At 64.0% G+C, this 17,362-nt stretch carries 12 protein-coding genes; 1 reads left to right on the forward strand and 11 read right to left on the reverse strand.

From position 1 onward, the window contains the following. Positions 1-34 precede the first annotated feature (34 nt). From MQW79_RS11660 to MQW79_RS11700, 9 genes are all read right to left on the reverse strand, one after another. On the reverse strand, positions 35-2,113 hold the full coding sequence (locus MQW79_RS11660; protein ID WP_476584648.1) for a methyl-accepting chemotaxis protein: 2,079 nt from the start codon (positions 2,111-2,113) through the stop codon (positions 35-37). 243 nt (positions 2,114-2,356) lie between these two features. Continuing rightward, positions 2,357-4,459 carry a methyl-accepting chemotaxis protein gene (locus MQW79_RS11665; RefSeq protein WP_476584649.1) on the reverse strand — a complete coding sequence of 701 codons (2,103 nt, stop codon included), beginning with the start codon at positions 4,457-4,459 and terminating at the stop codon, positions 2,357-2,359. A 213-nt stretch (positions 4,460-4,672) separates the two neighbouring features. Beyond that, positions 4,673-6,742 carry a methyl-accepting chemotaxis protein gene (locus tag MQW79_RS11670; protein ID WP_476584650.1) on the reverse strand — a complete coding sequence of 690 codons (2,070 nt, stop codon included), beginning with the start codon at positions 6,740-6,742 and terminating at the stop codon, positions 4,673-4,675. 141 nt (positions 6,743-6,883) lie between these two features. Next, entirely contained in the window at positions 6,884-9,415 is a 2,532-nt protein-coding gene (locus MQW79_RS11675) for a methyl-accepting chemotaxis protein (protein WP_476584651.1), read from the reverse strand. Between the two features lie 243 nt (positions 9,416-9,658). Further along, positions 9,659-10,048, reverse strand: coding sequence for a response regulator (locus MQW79_RS11680; RefSeq protein WP_104892861.1), 390 nt, complete (start codon positions 10,046-10,048; stop codon positions 9,659-9,661). A 113-nt stretch (positions 10,049-10,161) separates the two neighbouring features. Further along, entirely contained in the window at positions 10,162-11,220 is a 1,059-nt protein-coding gene (locus tag MQW79_RS11685; RefSeq protein ID WP_476584652.1) for a protein-glutamate methylesterase/protein-glutamine glutaminase, read from the reverse strand. After that, positions 11,217-12,059: a CheR family methyltransferase gene (locus MQW79_RS11690; protein ID WP_476584653.1), complete on the reverse strand. Its 843-nt coding sequence runs from the start codon at positions 12,057-12,059 to the stop codon at positions 11,217-11,219. Before MQW79_RS11690 ends, MQW79_RS11685 begins: the two co-directional genes overlap by 4 nt. A 35-nt stretch (positions 12,060-12,094) precedes the next feature. Continuing rightward, positions 12,095-13,585 (reverse strand): methyl-accepting chemotaxis protein, encoded by a 1,491-nt coding sequence (locus MQW79_RS11695; protein WP_476584654.1) that lies wholly within the window; start codon positions 13,583-13,585, stop codon positions 12,095-12,097. Between the two features lie 151 nt (positions 13,586-13,736). After that, positions 13,737-14,327, reverse strand: coding sequence for a chemotaxis protein CheD (locus MQW79_RS11700; RefSeq protein ID WP_476584655.1), 591 nt, complete (start codon positions 14,325-14,327; stop codon positions 13,737-13,739). A 167-nt stretch (positions 14,328-14,494) separates the two neighbouring features. Here MQW79_RS11700 and MQW79_RS11705 point away from each other — a divergent pair, with 167 nt between their 5' ends. After that, complete coding sequence (locus tag MQW79_RS11705) at positions 14,495-14,848, forward strand: hypothetical protein (protein WP_476584656.1); 354 nt, start codon at positions 14,495-14,497, stop codon at positions 14,846-14,848. 537 nt (positions 14,849-15,385) lie between these two features. Here MQW79_RS11705 and MQW79_RS11710 read toward each other — a convergent pair. Then, positions 15,386-15,913: a hypothetical protein gene (locus tag MQW79_RS11710; RefSeq protein ID WP_476584657.1), complete on the reverse strand. Its 528-nt coding sequence runs from the start codon at positions 15,911-15,913 to the stop codon at positions 15,386-15,388. A 190-nt stretch (positions 15,914-16,103) separates the two neighbouring features. After that, a complete protein-coding gene (locus tag MQW79_RS11715) occupies positions 16,104-17,033 on the reverse strand; it encodes a hypothetical protein (RefSeq protein WP_476584658.1) in 930 nt (309 codons plus the stop codon). Positions 17,034-17,362 lie beyond the last annotated feature (329 nt).

Here is a 17,362-nt window from a genome sequence, read left to right on the forward strand (position 1 = left end):
CCCCCTTCAAGACTTGTCTCAATCTGCGCTGGGATCAGAATTCATCCCAATCGGCCGAGATCGCTGCATTGCCCTGGCTGAGATAGGCCCGGGCGGGCTGGGCGGTCGGTCGCGTGGCCGGCTTGGCCGCCTTGGCCGGCGCCTCGCGACGGACCACCGGCGCCGGTTCGGCAGCGGTCTGCTCGATGGCGAAAATGTCGACGATCCGATCGAGCTCGGTGGCCTGGGCCTCCGTCTGTTCGATCGCCGCATTGGTCTGTTCCACCAGGGCCGCATTGTGCTGGGTCATCTCGTCCATGGTGCGCACGGCCGAGCTGACCTCCTCGATCGAGGTGGCCTGTTCGGCGCTGTCGCGGGCAATGGCTTCGAGCGACAGCGTATTTTCGCGGATCGCTTCGAGCATGCTGGCGAGCTTGCCGGCCGCTTCGCCCACCAGCTTGGAGCCGGTGGTGACCTCGCCGCTCGACTGCTCGATCAGCACCTTGACGTCGGCCGAGGCGCTGGCCGCGCTCTGGGCCAGGCGCCGCACTTCCACGGCCACCACCGCAAAGCCCTTGCCGGCATCGCCGGCACGCGCCGCTTCCACCGACGCGTTGAGCGCCAGGAGGTTGGTCTGGAAGGCGATGTCGTCGATCATGCCGATGATGTTGGAGATCTTGGCCGAAGAGGCGGTGATCCGCTCCATCGCCTCATTGGCCGCATCCATGACCTTGCCGCCTTCCTCGGCGGTATGGGTCACCCGGGAGGCGCTGGCACTGGCATTCTTGGCGCGCTCGGCATTGGCCAGCACGGTCGAAGCCAGCTGTTCCATTGCCGCAGAAGTCTCTTCGATCGTTGCGGCCTGGCGGGTGGTGCGCTCGCTGAGGTCATTGGCGCCCGAGAGCAGCTCGCCGGTAGCGGTCTTGAGCGAACCCGACGTGTGGCGAAGTTGCATGACCACATCGGTCAGCTTGTCGCCCACGGCGTTGATATCCGACTTGAGGCGGGCAAAGGCGCCTTCATACTCGCCGGTCATGCGGCGGGTGAGGTCCGTATCGGCCATGGCGCCGAGCACTTCACCCACTTCGGCCACGCTGCGGTCAAAGGTGCCGACCAGGTTGTTGACGCTCGAGGCAAGGCTGTTCAGTTCGGTATCGGGGAAGCTGGCATTGACGCGCTTGGAGAAATCCCCCGAGACGGCGGCGTCCACCACCTCGCCAAAGGCCAGCTGCAACTCGCTCATCATTGCCTGGCGGGCCTGCTGGTCGGAGATGATGCGGGCGGCTTCCGCCTCGGTCATCTGGCTGACGCGCAAGCCGTTTTCGCGGAACACTTCCACGGCGCGGGCCATGGCGCCCACTTCATTGCCCTGGCCGGTAAACGGCACGTCGACCGCATAGTCGCCCTGGGCAACCTGCTCCATGGTGCGGGCCAGCCTGGGGATCGGGCGGGTAATGAGCCGGGAAGCGGCAAAGCCGAGCAGGCCGAACCCGACAATGGCGCCGCCGCCAACCATGGCGATCAGCCCCAGAACGCCGTTGGCCTGGGCCTCGACATTGGCCATGGGCGTGCCGGCCATGATGGCGCCCATCACCTCGCCGCTGGTCTTGGTGATCGGTTGCAGCGCTGCATAGTAGGAGACGCCGTCAAACGAGACCTCGCCCAGCACCATCTGCCCGGCATTGAGCTGGGCGACGATGTCGCTATCGGCCTTGATCAGCCCGCCGGTGGCGCGGGTGCCGTCGGGCAGAACCAGGCTCGTGGTCTTGGCCGCCATGTCGCCGGTCGCCGGGTCGGTCACGTAGATGGCCGCATCCTGCCTGGTGACGCGGGTCACCGAGTCGATGACTTCGGTGTCGTAGAAGGGCGGAATGGCCCAGCTCTGGAAGGCGGCGATGGCGCCGTCCTCGCTCCAGGTCAGCACGGAGCCGGAAATGCGGCGTTCCAGAATGGTCGCCGCGACGCCCAGATTGGTCTGCTGCTGCACCCGGCTATCGGCCATGGACTGGCTGTAAAGGTTCAGATAGATCGCGCCGGATACGGCGGCGATCGAGCCGATAATGGACAACATGACGAGCATAAGGATGCTGGTCGTCATGCGCACATTTCCCAAGGTGCGCGCAATCAGTTTCATAGCGTTTTCTCCCCCGTGCGGATCCGGAAAGCGTCGGGGACGCCTCCGAACCGGCTGAATCGGGGCAAATGCTATGGAATATTATTTACTGAAAACTGTACGGATTTATCCGCAATCGATTTCATCGCTCATTTACCGTGAAAAATGAGCGACCGGCCCAGACAACCGCCCATTTCGATGATTTTTCCGCCCGCAATGCCCTGGTGCCCGGACGCTGTCGGGCATCCGTCCACGCCAAACAGGCTAGAATTCGTTCCAGTCCGCATCCACGGCGGCATTGCCCCGGCTGAGATAGGCCCGGCCGGCGGTCTTGACCCGGTCGGGCGCCGGCATACGGGACGCCGGGGAACGATCTGGTGCCGAAGCTCTTGCCATGGCGGGCCCGGGCTCGGTTTCCCGCGCTTCCACGGTAAAGACGTCCACGATCCAGTCCAGCTGGGTGGCCTGGGCCTCGGTCTGCTCGATGGCCGCGTTCATTTCCTCGACCAAAGCCGCATTGTGCTGGGTCATCTCGTCCATGGTGCGCACCGCCGTATTGACCTCCTCGATCGAAGAGGCCTGCTGCCGGCTTTCCTGGGCGATCGAATGCATCAGCCCATTGGAGGTCCGCGCCGCGTCGAGAATGGCCGAAAGCTTGGCGGCGGCATCGGCGACGAGGCGCGAACCCCCCTTTACCTCTGCGGCGCTCTGCTCGATCAGCGTCTTCACATCCGAGGAGGCCTGCGCCGCGCTCTGGGCGAGGCGCCGCACTTCCACCGCCACCACGGCAAAGCCCTTGCCAGCCTCCCCCGCCCGCGCCGCTTCCACCGAGGCATTGAGCGCCAGAAGGTTGGTCTGGAAGGCGATGTCGTCGATCATGCCGATAATGTTGGAAATCTTGCCCGACGAGGTGGTGATCCGCTCCATCGCCTCGGTTGCATTGGCCATGACCTGCCCGCCTTCTTCGGCGGTCCGGGTCACCAAACCCGCGCTCGAACTGGCCTCCTGGGCGCGCGTTGCATTGGTGAGGACGGTCGCGGCCAGTTGCTCCATCGCCGCCGAGGTTTCCTCGATCGTGGCCGCCTGTTTGGTGGTGCGCTCGGACAGGTCATTGGCGCCCGAAAGGATTTCACTGGTCGCGGTCTTGAGCGTGCCCGAGGTCTGGCGCAGCTGGCCCACGACCTCGTTGAGCTTGTCGGCCACCGCATTGGTATCGTCCTTGAGGCGGGCCAGCGCCCCCTCATACTCGCCTTCCATGCGGCGGGTGAGGTCGGTATTGGCCAATGCCCCCAGCACCGAACCCACCTCGGTGACGCCACGATCGACGGTGGAGACCAGATTGTTGACACTGGAGGCCAGCGCGTTGAGTTCCTCATCCGGGAACTGGGTGGCGACGCGGTGACCGAAATCGCCGGCTACGGCGGCATCGACCACTTCACCGAAGGCGCCCTGCAGGTCGCGCATCATGGCGCGGCGGCGCTCCTCGTCGGCCACGATGCGCGCGGCCTCCGCCTCGGTCATGGCGCTGACCCGCAGGCCATTCTCGCGGAACACTTCGACGGCACGGGCCATGCCGCCCACTTCATTGTCCAGCCCGCGATAGGGCACGTCGGTATCATATTCCCCCTCGGCAATGGCATTCATGGCCGAGGCGATGCGCGGAATGGGCTTGGTAATGGCCAGGCTGATGAGATAGCCGATCACTGCCAGCACCAGCGTCGTGCCCAGGGCAATGGCCAGCAGCAGCACCATGGTCTGGTTGACCGACTGCTCGATGCGCTCGACCGGCTCCCCCACGAACAGGGCGCCCGCCAGCGCGCCATCTTCCCGCAGCACCGGGAAATAGGCCGAATAATAGTTGCGCCCGGCCAGCTCTTCCTCGCCGAACCAGCCCTCACCGGCGCTCAGGGCGGCCACAACCGGACCTTCGGGGTCAATGACGCTATCCTTGAGGCTCTCCCCGCCATCGGTGACAAGCGTGGTCGTATTGTTGACCAGTGCGCCAGTGTCCTTGTCGGTGATGTAGATCGCCGTCTCGGCGCCGATGACGCGTGTAATGCCGTCGACCAGTTCGGTGTCGAAGAAGGGCAGCAATGCCCAGCCCTTAACCTGGCTCATGGCGCCATCCTCGGCCCACTCCACCACCGTGCCGCCCTTGTTGTTGGTGGCGGCGGCAAAGATGGTCGCGGCGGTCTTGAGGTTGGTTTCCTGCCGGTCCCGCCCCTGCTGCATCATGGTCGAGGAAAAGCTGAGATAAATGCCAAAGACGACTACGCCGATGGACACCATGATGGCCGCCATGACGAGGCCGGAGATCTGCAGCCTGAGGCTGAGGCGACCAAAGAACTTCGAAACCAAACCAAACATGCCCGTCCCCCAAGCATTGCAATCGGGGGCAGGATAGAAGCTCGAAATTTAATCAACCATTACAATGGTTTAGTTCGCGTGCATTTTCATTTCCAGGGCCAGGACTGTAAATTCAACCCCGGAAACGCCACGCAAACAGGACTATTCACATTTCGACACCCCAATCCCGAAAAGCCCCTGGAAACGGGCATCAAGCGGCCGGGCGTGCCGGGGCTAGAATTCGCTCCAGTCGGCATTGAGGGCGGCATTGCCCTGGCTGAGATAGGCCCGGCTGGCCGACTGGACTCGCTCGCGGGACTGTGGCCGCGGCAGCGTGGCGGGGGCGACAGCCGCGCGGGCGGCCGCAGGGGCGTCCTCGATGCGGAAAATGTCGACAATGCCGTCGAGTTTGGTGGCCTGCGCCTCGGTCTGCTCGATGGCCGCGTTCATCTCCTCGACCAGCGCCGCATTGTGCTGGGTCATTTCATCCATGGTGCGCACCGCCGTATTGACCTCCTCGATGGACGAGGCCTGTTCGCGGCTGTCGGCGGCAATGGAATGCATCAGGCTGTTGGAGGCACGCGCCGCTTCGAGAATGGCGCCGAGCTTGACCGCCGCATCGGCAACCAGACGCGACCCGCCCCTGACCTCCTCGGCGCTCTGTTCGATCAAGAGCTTCACATCGGCCGAGGCCTGCGCCGCCGACTGCGCGAGACGTCGCACTTCCACCGCGACGACGGCAAAGCCCTTGCCCGCCTCTCCGGCGCGCGCCGCTTCCACCGACGCGTTGAGCGCCAGGAGATTGGTCTGGAAGGCAATATCGTCGATCAGCCCGATAATGTTGGAAATCTTGCCCGAGGAGGCGGTGATCTTTTCCATGGCCCCGGTGGCCGCATCCATCACCTGCCCGCCTTCCTCCGCCGCGCGCGTCACGACGCCCGCGCTGACGCTGGCCTCCTGGGCACGTTCGGCAGTGGTGAGGACGGTCGAGGCGAGCTGTTCCATGGTCGCCGAGGTTTCCTCGATGGTCGCGGCCTGGCGCGTGGTGCGTTCACTGAGATCATTGGCGCCCGAGAGGATTTCGCTGGTGGCGGTCTTGATCGTGCCCGAGGTGGCGCGCAGGTCACCCACCACCTCGCTCAGCTTGTCGGCCACCGCATTGGTATCGGATTTGAGCTGGGCCAGCGCCCCGTCATAGTCACCCTCCATGCGGCGCGTGAGGTCGGTATTGGCCAATGCCCCCAGCACTGAGCCAACTTCGGTAATGCCGCGATCGACCGTCGACACCAGGTTGTTGATGCTGCTCGAAAGCGCATTGAGTTCGGGATCGGGGAATTCCACCATCACCCTTCGGCCGAAATCGCCGGATACAGCGGCATCGACCACGGCGCCGAAGGCATCCTGCAATTCGCTCATCATGCGCTGTCGCGCCTGCCCATCGGCAATGATGCGGGCCGCTTCGGCTTCGGTCATCTGGCTGACGCGCTGACCGTTTTCGCGGAACACTTCCACCGCCCTTGCCATGGCGCCTATCTCGTTGCCGCGATCGACAAAGGGCACGCTGACATCATAGTCGCCCGCGGCAATGGCATCCATCGCGCCGGCCAGTTTCGGGATCGGCCGGGTCAGGATGCGCGACATGACAAGGCCAATGCCCCCCATGACCAGCAGCAGAATGCCGGCCATGGCGGCAAGCCCCGGCAGGGCCTCTCTTGCGGCGGCATCGGCAAGGGCGGCGTCCTTGCCCACCCAGAAGGCGCCGAGCAGCGTGCCGTCGAGCTTGTAGATGGGATAGGCAGCGGCGTTGAACGTACTGCCATCAAGGGTCATCTCGCCCTGAAAGGGCTGGCCCTCGGCCAATGCGGCGCCGATCGGGCTTGCCGGATCGAGCAGGAAGTCAACCACGCGCTCGCCGTCCCCGGCGACAAAGCTTGTCGACTTGGCGATGAACTGGCCCGCTGCGTCGCGGCTGAAGATCACCGTCTCGCCGCCGGTGACGCGGGTCACCGAATCCACTGCGCCGGTGTCGTAGAAATTGGGGATCGAATAGGTGGTGAAGCTGACAATGCTGCCATCCTCCTCCGACCAGGTGAGCACGGAGCCAGAGAGGCGCTTCTCATAGACTGTCGCGGCGGTCTTGAGGTCGGCATCCTGCTGGGCCACTGCCTGATTGATGGCCTGTCCCCTGAGGCTAAGATAGGTACTCACCGAATAGGCCACGATGGTAATGCCAATGCTGGTCAGCATCAGCGCGGCGATGGCAGTGGTCATGCGTATGTGACGCAGGCCCGAAAATAACTTCATGTGTCCCCTCCAGCATGGCGCCGGGACTCCTCAATCCCGACCCCGTCACGCTAGCGGTGTACCGCTTAACGCCAGGTTGATCTTGTATGGTAGTCAGAAAGACCTGCAAAAGGGCGCCCGGAAGCGCCCTTCAGCAGTGGATCAGAATTCGCTCCAGTCGGTATCGACGGCCGCATTGCCCTTGGTGAGATAGGACTTGGCTGCGGTGCTGAGCTTGGCCTGAAGGCCACGAGCCCCCTGGGCGATGGCCTGCACCGGTCCCGGCGCAGCAAGCGGCCTCGCCGTTCTGGCCTGAGCCTGTGCCCGCTGTTCGAGCGCAAAAATATCGACAACCCGGTCCAGCTGGGTGGCCTGCGCCTCGGTCTGCTCGATCGAGGCATTCATTTCCTCGACCAGGGCTGCATTGTGCTGGGTCATTTCGTCCATGGTGCGGACGGCCGTATTGACCTCGTCAATGGCCGAAGCCTGCTCGCGGCTCTCGCGGGCAATATTGTTCATCAGCTCGCTCGAGGAGCGGGCCGAGGTCAGGATCTGCTCCAGTCGCCCGGCGGCGTCTGCCACGAGGCGGGAGCCCCCCTTCACCTCGTTGGCGCTCTGCTCGATCAGCGCCTTGACGTCGCTGGAGGCCTGCGCCGCGCTCTGGGCAAGGCGCCGCACTTCTACCGCGACCACGGCGAAGCCCTTGCCGGCCTCCCCGGCGCGCGCCGCTTCCACCGACGCATTGAGCGCCAGGAGGTTGGTCTGGAAGGCGATGTCGTCGATCAGCCCGATGATGTTGGAGATCTTGGCCGAGGACTGGGTGATCCGCTCCATGGCTTCGGTCGCCTTGCCCATGACCTGGCCGCCCTCTTCGGCGGTCTGGGTCACGCCCGTTGCCACGCTCGAGGCTTCCTTGGCGCGTTCGGCATTGGCCAGAACCGTGGAGGCCAGCTGCTCCATGGCCGCCGAGGTTTCCTCGATCGTGGCCGCCTGCTTGGTGGTCCGCTCGGAAAGGTCGTTGGCGCCCGAGAGGATTTCCCCCGTCGCGGTCTTGAGCGTGCGCGACGTGTCGCGCAACTGGCCCACAATGTCGGTCAGCTTGTCGGCCACGGCATTGGTGTCGGCCTTGAGGCGGGCAAAGGCCCCCTGATAGTCGCCCTGCATGCGATGGGTCAGATCGGTATTGGCCAGCGCCGCCAGCACTTCGCCGGTTTCGCCCAGGCCCCGGTCCACGGTTTCCACGAGGCCATTGACCGAGCGGGCGAGCGTGTTGAGTTCGTCATCGGGGAATTCGGCTGTCACACGCTGCGTGAAGTCGCCGGCAATGGCGGCATCCACGACCTGGCCGAAGGCGCGCTGCAGGTCCTGCATCATGGCCGCGCGTTCGGCCTGATTGGCGATGATGCGGGCGGCTTCCGCCTCGGTCATTTCATTGACCTTGAGCGCATTCTCGCGGAACACTTCGACGGCCCGCGCCATGGCGCCGATTTCATCGGCGCGGCGGCCACCCTTGACATCGACCGTGAGGTCGCCATCGGCCAGGGCTTCCATGGTCCCGGTCAGGCGGCTGATCGGCTTGCTGATCGAGCGCGCAAAGAAGAAACCGACGACCGCGGCAATGGCCAGAAGGATGCCGCCGACCAGGATGGTCATGTTGCGCATTTCGACGACGGCCGCATAGGCCTCGTCCTCGGGCTGCACGGCCGCCACCGCCCAGGTCACGCCATGGACGCTGACCGGCTGGGCCCGCACCACCATGGGCGCGCCGCGATAGTCGGTGCTGATGCCCTCCCCGGTTTCGCCGGCAAAGGCGGCAGCGATGACCGGCGAGGTCAGCGTCGTCGCCAGCACGTCGGCGGCCTCGGTGCGCGGGGATTCGCTGCGCAGCAGACCGTCGGCGCCCACCACCACGACTTCGCCGGTGAGCCCGAGGCCCGACAGGCCCGACACGCGCGCGCTCAGGGCCTCGGGCGAAATGGCCAGGACCATGACGCCGGTATTCTCGTCCTTGTCATAGACAGGCATGGCCATGAAGCTCTCGGGCGTGCCGGTCGGCGCGTAGAGCGAGAAATCGACAAAGGCAGCCTGCCCGTCCGCCAGATCCTTGGCGGCGGCGAAAGCGAGGCCCAGCCCGGAGGCGGCGGCCGTGCTGTCGGTCAGCACATTGGTGACGAAGTCGGTATTCTTGGCCACCGAGTAGACCACGTCGCCGGCGGCGCTGATCATCAGTACGTCGGAATAGTCGCGCTCCTGCATCAGCGTGCGGAAGCCGGGATGGAACCGCTTGTGCGGCGCGTCATAGGTCGCGCCCTTTGCACCCACACTGTCCACCGAGGCGCGGTTTTCCGGGTCCGGGCTTTCGCTGCCATAGGCGGCCTGCAATTGCGGCGCGGCGCGTTCCTTGAGACCCATGCGCAATTCATCGAGCGCGCGCGTCAGGTTCTTCATGGCCGTTACGGTATCGGAGCGCTGCACGAACAGCCTGAGGTCGACTTCGGCGCTTGCATAATAGTCGCTCACCATCGAACTGGCAGTGGTCAACGAGGCCTGCATCGACTGCTCGCGCTGTTCCTGCACCGTACCGAGGCCGATGAGATAGCTGGCAATGCCCACGCCGGCGCTGACCACCAGCGCCGAACCCACCAGAGCCAGGGGCAATTTCTGGGCGATTTTCAGCTGCGGAATAAATTTCATGAAATCTCGTCTCCCCAAAGTCGGTTGCTCCCTCCCGCGCTCCCCCGGACCGAACAGTCACGACGCGGGCAACCGGGGCGCGCCGCAGCGCACCGTCTCTGGAAACGATATAGTCTTGGGCTTAACCACTCCTTACGGATAAATACCAAGCGCCCAAAAAAGCGGCAAATCCTGCTGCTCCGGCCCAAAATGAAAATGCCCTCGCTGGGCGAGGGCATTTGAAGGGTCCGGCAGGCGCACAGTTCAGGTCAGCGCGCCGATCACCGCTTCGATCCGCTTCTTCATCGTGGAGGCGTCGAACGGCTTGATGATGTAGTTGTTGACGCCAAAGGAAATTGCTTCCTTGACCTGCTCCTTGTCGGAACGGCCGGTGGCCATGATGAACGGCATGGCCTGGGTACGCGGATGCTTGCGGATCACCTTGAGCAGGGTCAGCCCGTCAATGTCTTCCATGTTCCAGTCGGAGATGATCAGGTCGACATTGGACTTTTCGAGCTTGCCCAGTGCATCGCGCCCCGACTTGGCCTCGATGATGTCCTTGAAGCCCAGCTGGGTCAGAATATACTTACAGATACCCCGCATGGACTGCTGGTCATCAACGATCAGGACGCTGACAGCGCTTGCTTTTGGCATGGTTGTTCTTACCTCTACGCGCCTTCGGCCTTCGGGCCGTACTCAATGCCCAACTCTATGGGGCAAGCGTTACAATTCTCTCAATCGGCACATTGGCATTCTCGCGGCCCGGTTTACGCCGCGGATTTGAGCTTCACCAATGCATTAGCCAGCTTGGCCGCGATATGTTCGACCGGCGCCTGTTCCACAACGGCACCCTCTTCGAAGGCCACGCGCGGCATGCCATAGACCAGTGCCGACGCCTGGCTCTGGCCCACCGTATAGGCGCCGGCATCGCGCATGAGCTTGAGGCCCCGCGCTCCGTCCCGGCCCATGCCGGTCAGAATGGCGCCCACGGCCATGGGCCCCACCGTCCTGGCGACCGACTCGAACAGCACGTCGACGCTGGGGCGATGCCCGCTTTCCAGACCATCCTGGCCAAGCCTGCATTTGAGCTGGCCCGAGGAGCGCTCGACGCGCAGGTGATAGTCGCCCCGCGCCACATAGGCATGGCCGGCCAACAGAGGCATGCGATCCTCGGCCTCGACCACCTTGAGGGCGCAGAGCTCATCCAGGCGCGCGGCAAAGCGTCCGGTAAAGCCGGCCGGCATATGCTGGGCAATGACCACGGGCGGACAATCGGCCGGCAATTCGCTCAGCACGGCGCGAATGGCCTCGACCCCGCCGGTCGAGGCACCAAGGGCGATCAGCGCCCCTTCGGGGGCGGCCGCGGTCTTGAGCGGCACCCGGGCCTTGGCCGGCTCCGCACGACTGGCCGAGCGCCCGCGCACATCGGACTTGGCGGCAGCGCGGATCTTGTCCCGCAGACCAACGCCGAAGGCATCGAGCCCGCCGGCAAATTCGGCGCTCGGCTTGGCCACGAAATCGACGGCGCCCAGTTCGAGCGCCAGCAGCGTTTCGCTGGCCCCCTTCTTGGTCAGGGTCGACACCATCACGACCGGGGTCGGCCGCAGCCGCATCAGTTTTTCGAGGAAAGCCAGCCCGTTCATATTGGGCATTTCGATATCGAGCGTCACGACATCGGGGTCGAGCAGCTTGATCTTCTCGCGCGCATCGATCGGGTCAACGGCAGTGCCGACCACGTCAATGTCGCCATCACGTGTCAGCATGCGACCGAGAACTTCGCGGATTAGCGCCGAGTCGTCGACGACCAGAACCTTGATGCTCATCATGCAGCTCTTCTGTTCAGTTTTTCCTTCGACTGGTAGATCGTCTTGCCCACCAGCCGGAACCCGTCCCCGCCCGACCCCAGATTTTCCGAGTGGCCGATATAGAGGAAGCCCTCCGGGGCCATCATCTTGGCGAAACGGCCGAACACTTCACCCTGGGTGGGCTTGTCGAAATAAATCGCCACATTGCGGCAGAACACGGCGTCAAATGGCCCCTTCATCGGCCAGGGACCGATGAGGTTGAGGGGCTTGAACGATACCAGCTCGCGCACGGTGGCCGGGATGCGGATCGTGCCGTCGCCGCCGCGCTCGAAGGGGCGGGCGCGCTCGGCCGAAAGCCCGGTCAGCTCGTTTTCCGGATAGACGCCACCGGCCGCCTTGGCGAGCACGGCCGTATCGATGTCGGTCGCCAGGATTTTGAAATCCCAGCGCTTGAGATCGGGGAAGGCGGACAGGAGGTCCAGGCCAATCGTATAGGGTTCCTGGCCCGTCGAGCAGCCCGCCGACCAGATGCGCAGCCGGGTGCCGCGCGGCCGCTCGGCCATCAGCGCCGCCACATGGCTGCGCAGATGATCGAAATGATGGTCTTCCCGATAGAAGCGGGTGAGATTGGTGGTCAGCGCATTGACGAAGTCCTGCCCGTCCTGGCTGGTGCCGCCGCGCTCAAGATAATCGACATAGGCGTCGAAACTGGGCAGCCGCAGGGCCCGCACGATCTTGGAGAGACGAGACACCACAAGGGTTCGCTTGGCATCGCTGAGCGATATGCCGGCCACGGAATAGACCCGGGCCTTGATGCGAGCGAACTCCCGCTCGCTGAGGGAAAATTCCCCCTGTTCCATGCAAACCACCCCTTATATGCCGGGTTCTCCCGGATCTAGCTGGCGGCGCGCTGGTCGATACCGGTCTTCTGACCCAGCCCTTCAACCACCGGCCTTGCCGGACGTGTTGGCGCCTCGAGGCGCGCCACAGTCCCTGCAATCGGGGCGATACTGGCCGGCTCATTGCTTAGATTGCGTAAATTCTCCCGCAGCGCGCCGGTTATTTTTTGCAGGCCGTCGGCCTCGTCCAGACCGATGCGGGCCTGCGCCCGTCCCTTGTCGGCGATGACACGGATATCCTTGGCGGAGCGGTTGGTCACCTGGGCCAATTGACGTACTTCGTCGGCCACTACGGCAAAGCCGGCGCCCTTTTCGCCCGCGCGCGCCGCCTCGACAGCCGCATTGAGCGCCAGGAGATTGGTGCGGAACGAGACATCCTCGATGCCTGCGGTCATGGTGTCGATTTCCTGCGCCATGCGGGCAATCTCGCTGACCAGCGTACGCGTCCGCTCGGCGGCCTTTTCCACCTGCAGGGCCAGGGTCTCGGCCTCGTCATTGCGCCGGCGGGCGGCGGCGAGCTCGGCCTCGAGCCCGGCCATCTTCGTCACGCCCGCAGCCAGTGCCTGACGCCCGGTTTCGGCCGTCTGCTCGAGGTCGGCGGCGCGCGCTTCGAACTGCGCCAGCAGCGTCTTGACCGAACCGAGCCGGGTTTCGAGCCCCAGACGCACCTGCGCCTCGTCGCGCTGCTGCTCGTCCAGCCCCGCGAAAAGGTCGATGACCATCTGCGCTTCATCGGCCAGCGGCAGGGTGGCATCGCCGAGCGGCTCGCCGGTCATGACCGTGCGCAACTGCGCCAGGCCGGCATCGAGGGTCTCGAACGTATCGTTGAATTGCCCCAGAACCGGATGGATGCCCACATCGTCGCTGTCGAAGCGGAAGCCCGTCTGCCCCAGGCGCAGCGCGCCCAGCGCGGATTCGAGATTGTCATCTTCGATGAAATGTCCGGCCGGCGACAGCTCCAGCGCATAGCGACTGGAGGGAAGCGGACGGCGCTGGGCCACCAGCCGCTGCCCCCGCAGCATGACCAGCGCCTCTTCCGGCGCGCCGCCTCCCCCATCGAGATAGCCGGCGCCGAACAGGCCATCGAGGGTTGCCCCTTCGCGGGCCTGGGGCGCCAGACGTTCCATGCCACGGCTGGCGGCCAGGATCACACCATGCTCGTCCACCACCATCAGGGGCGCCTCGAATGCCCCGATGGCGGCGCGGAAGTGATGCGCACGCTCCAGCCGGTTGCCCAGCCGCGCAACGATGCTGGCAATCGAGAGATCTTCCCCGGGACGATCGGAAAGGCCGGCGGCCCGCGCCACCGCGGCCAGCCGGGCGGCGTCGCGCCGGTCGGCAATGGCGCCGAGAAGGGCGCAACTGGCAACGGCCAGGCCCGCCAGCGCCCCCGCGGCCACGAACCAGGTCGGCCCGGGACCCATGGCCAGCAACAGCCCGCCCGCCACGGCACCGAAGAAAACGCAGAGCCCGGCGGCGGCCAGCATCAGGCGCAATCCCCGGTGAGGAGGACGCGAATCAACAGCGAAGGCGGCGCGGTCCGACATACCGGGACCCTAACCGCACAATGGTTAACCAAATCTATAAGACATCGAAGCGCGGTAAGACTTCGGAAAGTAGAAACCGCGCTCCTGAAGACTAGAACAGCTCGATATCGTCCACCGGGGCCGGTACAACCACGCGGCGGCGGGCGAGCGCCAGTTCTTCCTGCGCCACATTGGCGCCGGCATCGCTGTCGAGCCGCTTGACGAAAGCCCGTCCCGAATGCGGCTTGAACAGCACGCGCCGTGCAAACGAGCCCCCCAGATCCTCCGATGTGGCTATATAGCCTTCATCGGCCAGGAACTGCCTGACAAAGTCGATATTCTTGGCCCCGACATCGTCGAGCGCCGAGTTTATCTTGCCGCCCCCGAAGATTTTTATCTCGAGATTGGCCTTCTTGCCGGTCCCCTGGCTCAGGACCTTGTTGATCAGCTGCTCCATGGCGAAGGCGCCATAGCGGGCCGAGGCGCCGTAGCGATCCTTGGCCGAACCGGACTGCTCGGCCAGGAGGAAATGGTTCATGCCCCCCACCAGCGCCACCCTGTCGCGGACGCAGGCGGAGACGCAGGACCCGAGCACGGTCGAAAAAGTAATGTCTGCGGCATTGGAAACATGACAGTCGCCCTGGTGGACGGTTGTCACCACCCCACGATCGAACTCGGGTGGCAGGGTATGCGTAAGGGCCATTTGGTCGTCATCTACCTCTGCGGGCGAATTGCTTCCGATGGTAGGATTAAGTCGTTAGCCAATTGCTAACCACGACATACGAGTTCGCTGTGGGCCCGGAATTCGGCAAGGAGAGCTTTAGAAATAGCGCTATAGGGTGCGAGGAACGGGGCTAGGAATACGCATCTATGTCACTGCAGAAACTCGCGCGAGAACTGGACGAGACGGCTCGGCAGACCGCCTCCATGCTCGAAGGCATCACCGAGGCGCTCGAACTGCTCGCCGAAAAGGGCCTGGGCAAGGACAAGACGGTCAATGAAGCCGTGCAGCTGATCATCACCGCGCTGCAGGGCCAGGACCGTATCGAACAGCGCTGCCACAACATGGCGCTGGCCGTGCGCCAGTTCGCCCTCCTGCCCCCGACCGCCCCCGATTCGGTCTATGACGAGATCTGGGCCAGCCTCACCCTCGACGAGCTGCGCGTCCCGGCCCTCTCAGGCATCGCCGCCCACGGCGCCCACGGTGACGCCGAACTCTTTTAGTCCTCCCCGCTTTTGATCCCTCAACGCTGGCGCCCCGGGCGCCTTTTTGCGTTTTTTGACCTGACCCTTTCTCCCAGCCGGATGCACTGCCCGGCCCGAAAGCGTCGCAGGGACAGTTAGGTGATGGAGCCCGGAGGCGGCATCCGCCTCTGAGATGTAAAGAACGAGGCGAAAGCCACCTCCGGGCGTCGGGATTTCTGGCAGGGGGTTTCGCCAGGGCCGGCTTGCGCCGGAATTTCCCATCCCCGGACCCAGGCTCCGTAACGATTCAGAACCCTCCCGACGGTCGCCGGACGGTTGATCGTTGCAACCCCATCTCCACCCGGCTGATGAAGGGAGTATGGGGGAGATTTGGAGGCCGTGGATAACTTTGAAAGATCGCCTGCGTGGCAAGGTGGATTGCCCGGTCAAGCCGGGCAATGACGCCGTGGAGGGTGAGGCGTGAACGCGATACATCCGCGCCCGTCACCACCCGGCTTGATCGGGTGGTCCATGGTCCGAGCAATGCAGGGCCCTCCGGTTAGGTCTGACCTTCGCTCACCGCGGGTCGAGGCCCGCGGCCGGCTCGCGCTGGCGATACTGGTCCAGACGTTTCACCAGTTTTGTGCGGAGCTCGACCATGCTTGCTGCGCGGAGCGCCGCTGCCTGGCGCGCTTTTGCCTCGACCCGCGCCGCCGCCTTGCTGCCGGCGCGCGGCAGGAGCCGCCGGACCGGCATTTTGGCGCCCGGCACCGCCCAGAGCGTTTCCCCTTCCACCGCATCCCAATGCGTGTGGCGCGCCTCATAGGCCATGAGCATGCCGAGCGCTTCTGCCAGCTGCGCGGCGAGGGCCCCGCAATGCGGCGCCGGTGCCGGCAGGCCGGCTTTGGCATAGTCCGGTCGAAACGCCTGCGCCTCGAACAACAGCATTTCCGCCGCCACCAGAACCCGATCCGGCACGCCGCCTCGGGGCCGCTGCCGCGCCAGCGCCTGCACCTCCCGCGCCAGGGACTGCAATCTGGCGAACAAAGCCTCCTGCCGCTCGGCCACGCGGCGCGGAATCTGGGGGTGGGATTTGAGGGGCATGAAACTCTCCTGGGCGCGAGGCGGACAGGAGAGGATAGGGCGAGCGGGGGGCGCGGGGATTAGTTTAGCGGCGAGTCACTGAATGTCCGCAACCGACCCCATTGTGGTCGTTCAGATTTTGGCAACAAGTGTCTAAAAGCTGTCGTCAGTTTCAGCCGCGGGCGTTACTCCACGGCTGAACCAAAGTTTTCTATTCTGCCGCCTTGGGCAGCAAAACCTCGTTGAGGTGCTGGATCCAATCCTTGGTGTGGATGATCCGGTGCTCGGCCAGCTGATGCCGGATGATCTGAGCCTTTGTCAGTTTTGACAGCTCTTCCCAGTCTTTACCGAGCACATACAGTGCATTTCCGTAGTGCACGCTTTCTAAGACCACGATACCGCGATCCTCAAAGATATATGCCACGTAGTCGCTAAAGCCACCAAGGCCACGCCAGGTCACCGATGGCTTGTGTGCAAGGATGACGTCTTGGCGCTGTAGCACTGCTTTCGCAACCGAGGGTGCTTTTCCAGCGAACACCTTTTTGATGTGCGCTTCAATGCGATCCCAAGGATGTTCGCCGGGCGGCAGCATCACCCAGTTTGCCCGCAACTCAACCGGCGGAGCCAACCGGGCGAGATCATGCGGCACAATCTCGCAACCCTGAAAAAGCTCGAGCATCATGTTGATGACGTGCTTATTTGTCTCTGCATCCGCCGGTTGGAATGTCAGCGCTTGCGAAACGACTAACCGTTGACCTTCGTGCTCCACATACGTCAATTCGACAGACGGCGGCTCGATCAGATCGCGAGGATAAGCCCATCGATGAATGTAGATCGTGTCCTCGACCTCTTCCGTCTCATCGCGGCCGCGCCATTCTTTACGCACCCACGACCGGCTTCCGACGAAGCGAAGTTCTTTGGGCAAGTCGCGGCGGACAAGCCATTTTCCCTCAGCGTTGTAGCGGGTGGTACGGCCAACTGCGGCAGGCAATGTGGTGGCGCCGGGGGGCACCGGTAGTTCAAAGCCCGTTCTTTCCAGCAGGTGGTCATCGACCTCGCTGATGACCTTGAAGGTGCTGCCGGGAGGCAGGACGTTTAGGTAACGGTCCAGGTTTCGGATCTGCGTTCGGTTAATACGCATCTGTTAGCGTAGCTCCAAAGCGTCTTGTCGATTGGCCCCGGCCCGCGCTACACCCAAGCTGTTCAGGAGAGGGTGTGACGCTTTTCGTTCGACGAGACGCGTACCGAATCGCCGGGGAGTGACTGCGACATGCTGTCACTCCCCTAAATCTCATTTTGTTCTAATGCGTCGCAAGTCAGAGGCGGTGGTTTTCCACGGTCTAGCTGGCGCTTTGACTATTCAATCGTGCATAGATACTTCAAGTCGACGTCGCGGTCCGGATATTGGCAGTAGGTTTGGGCAGTTGTTTCGCCGTTCTGATTGAACGCAGCCTGATTGCAGACTGCTGT

The sequence above is a fragment of the Devosia sp. Micro-HW1 genome (assembly GCF_056341075.1).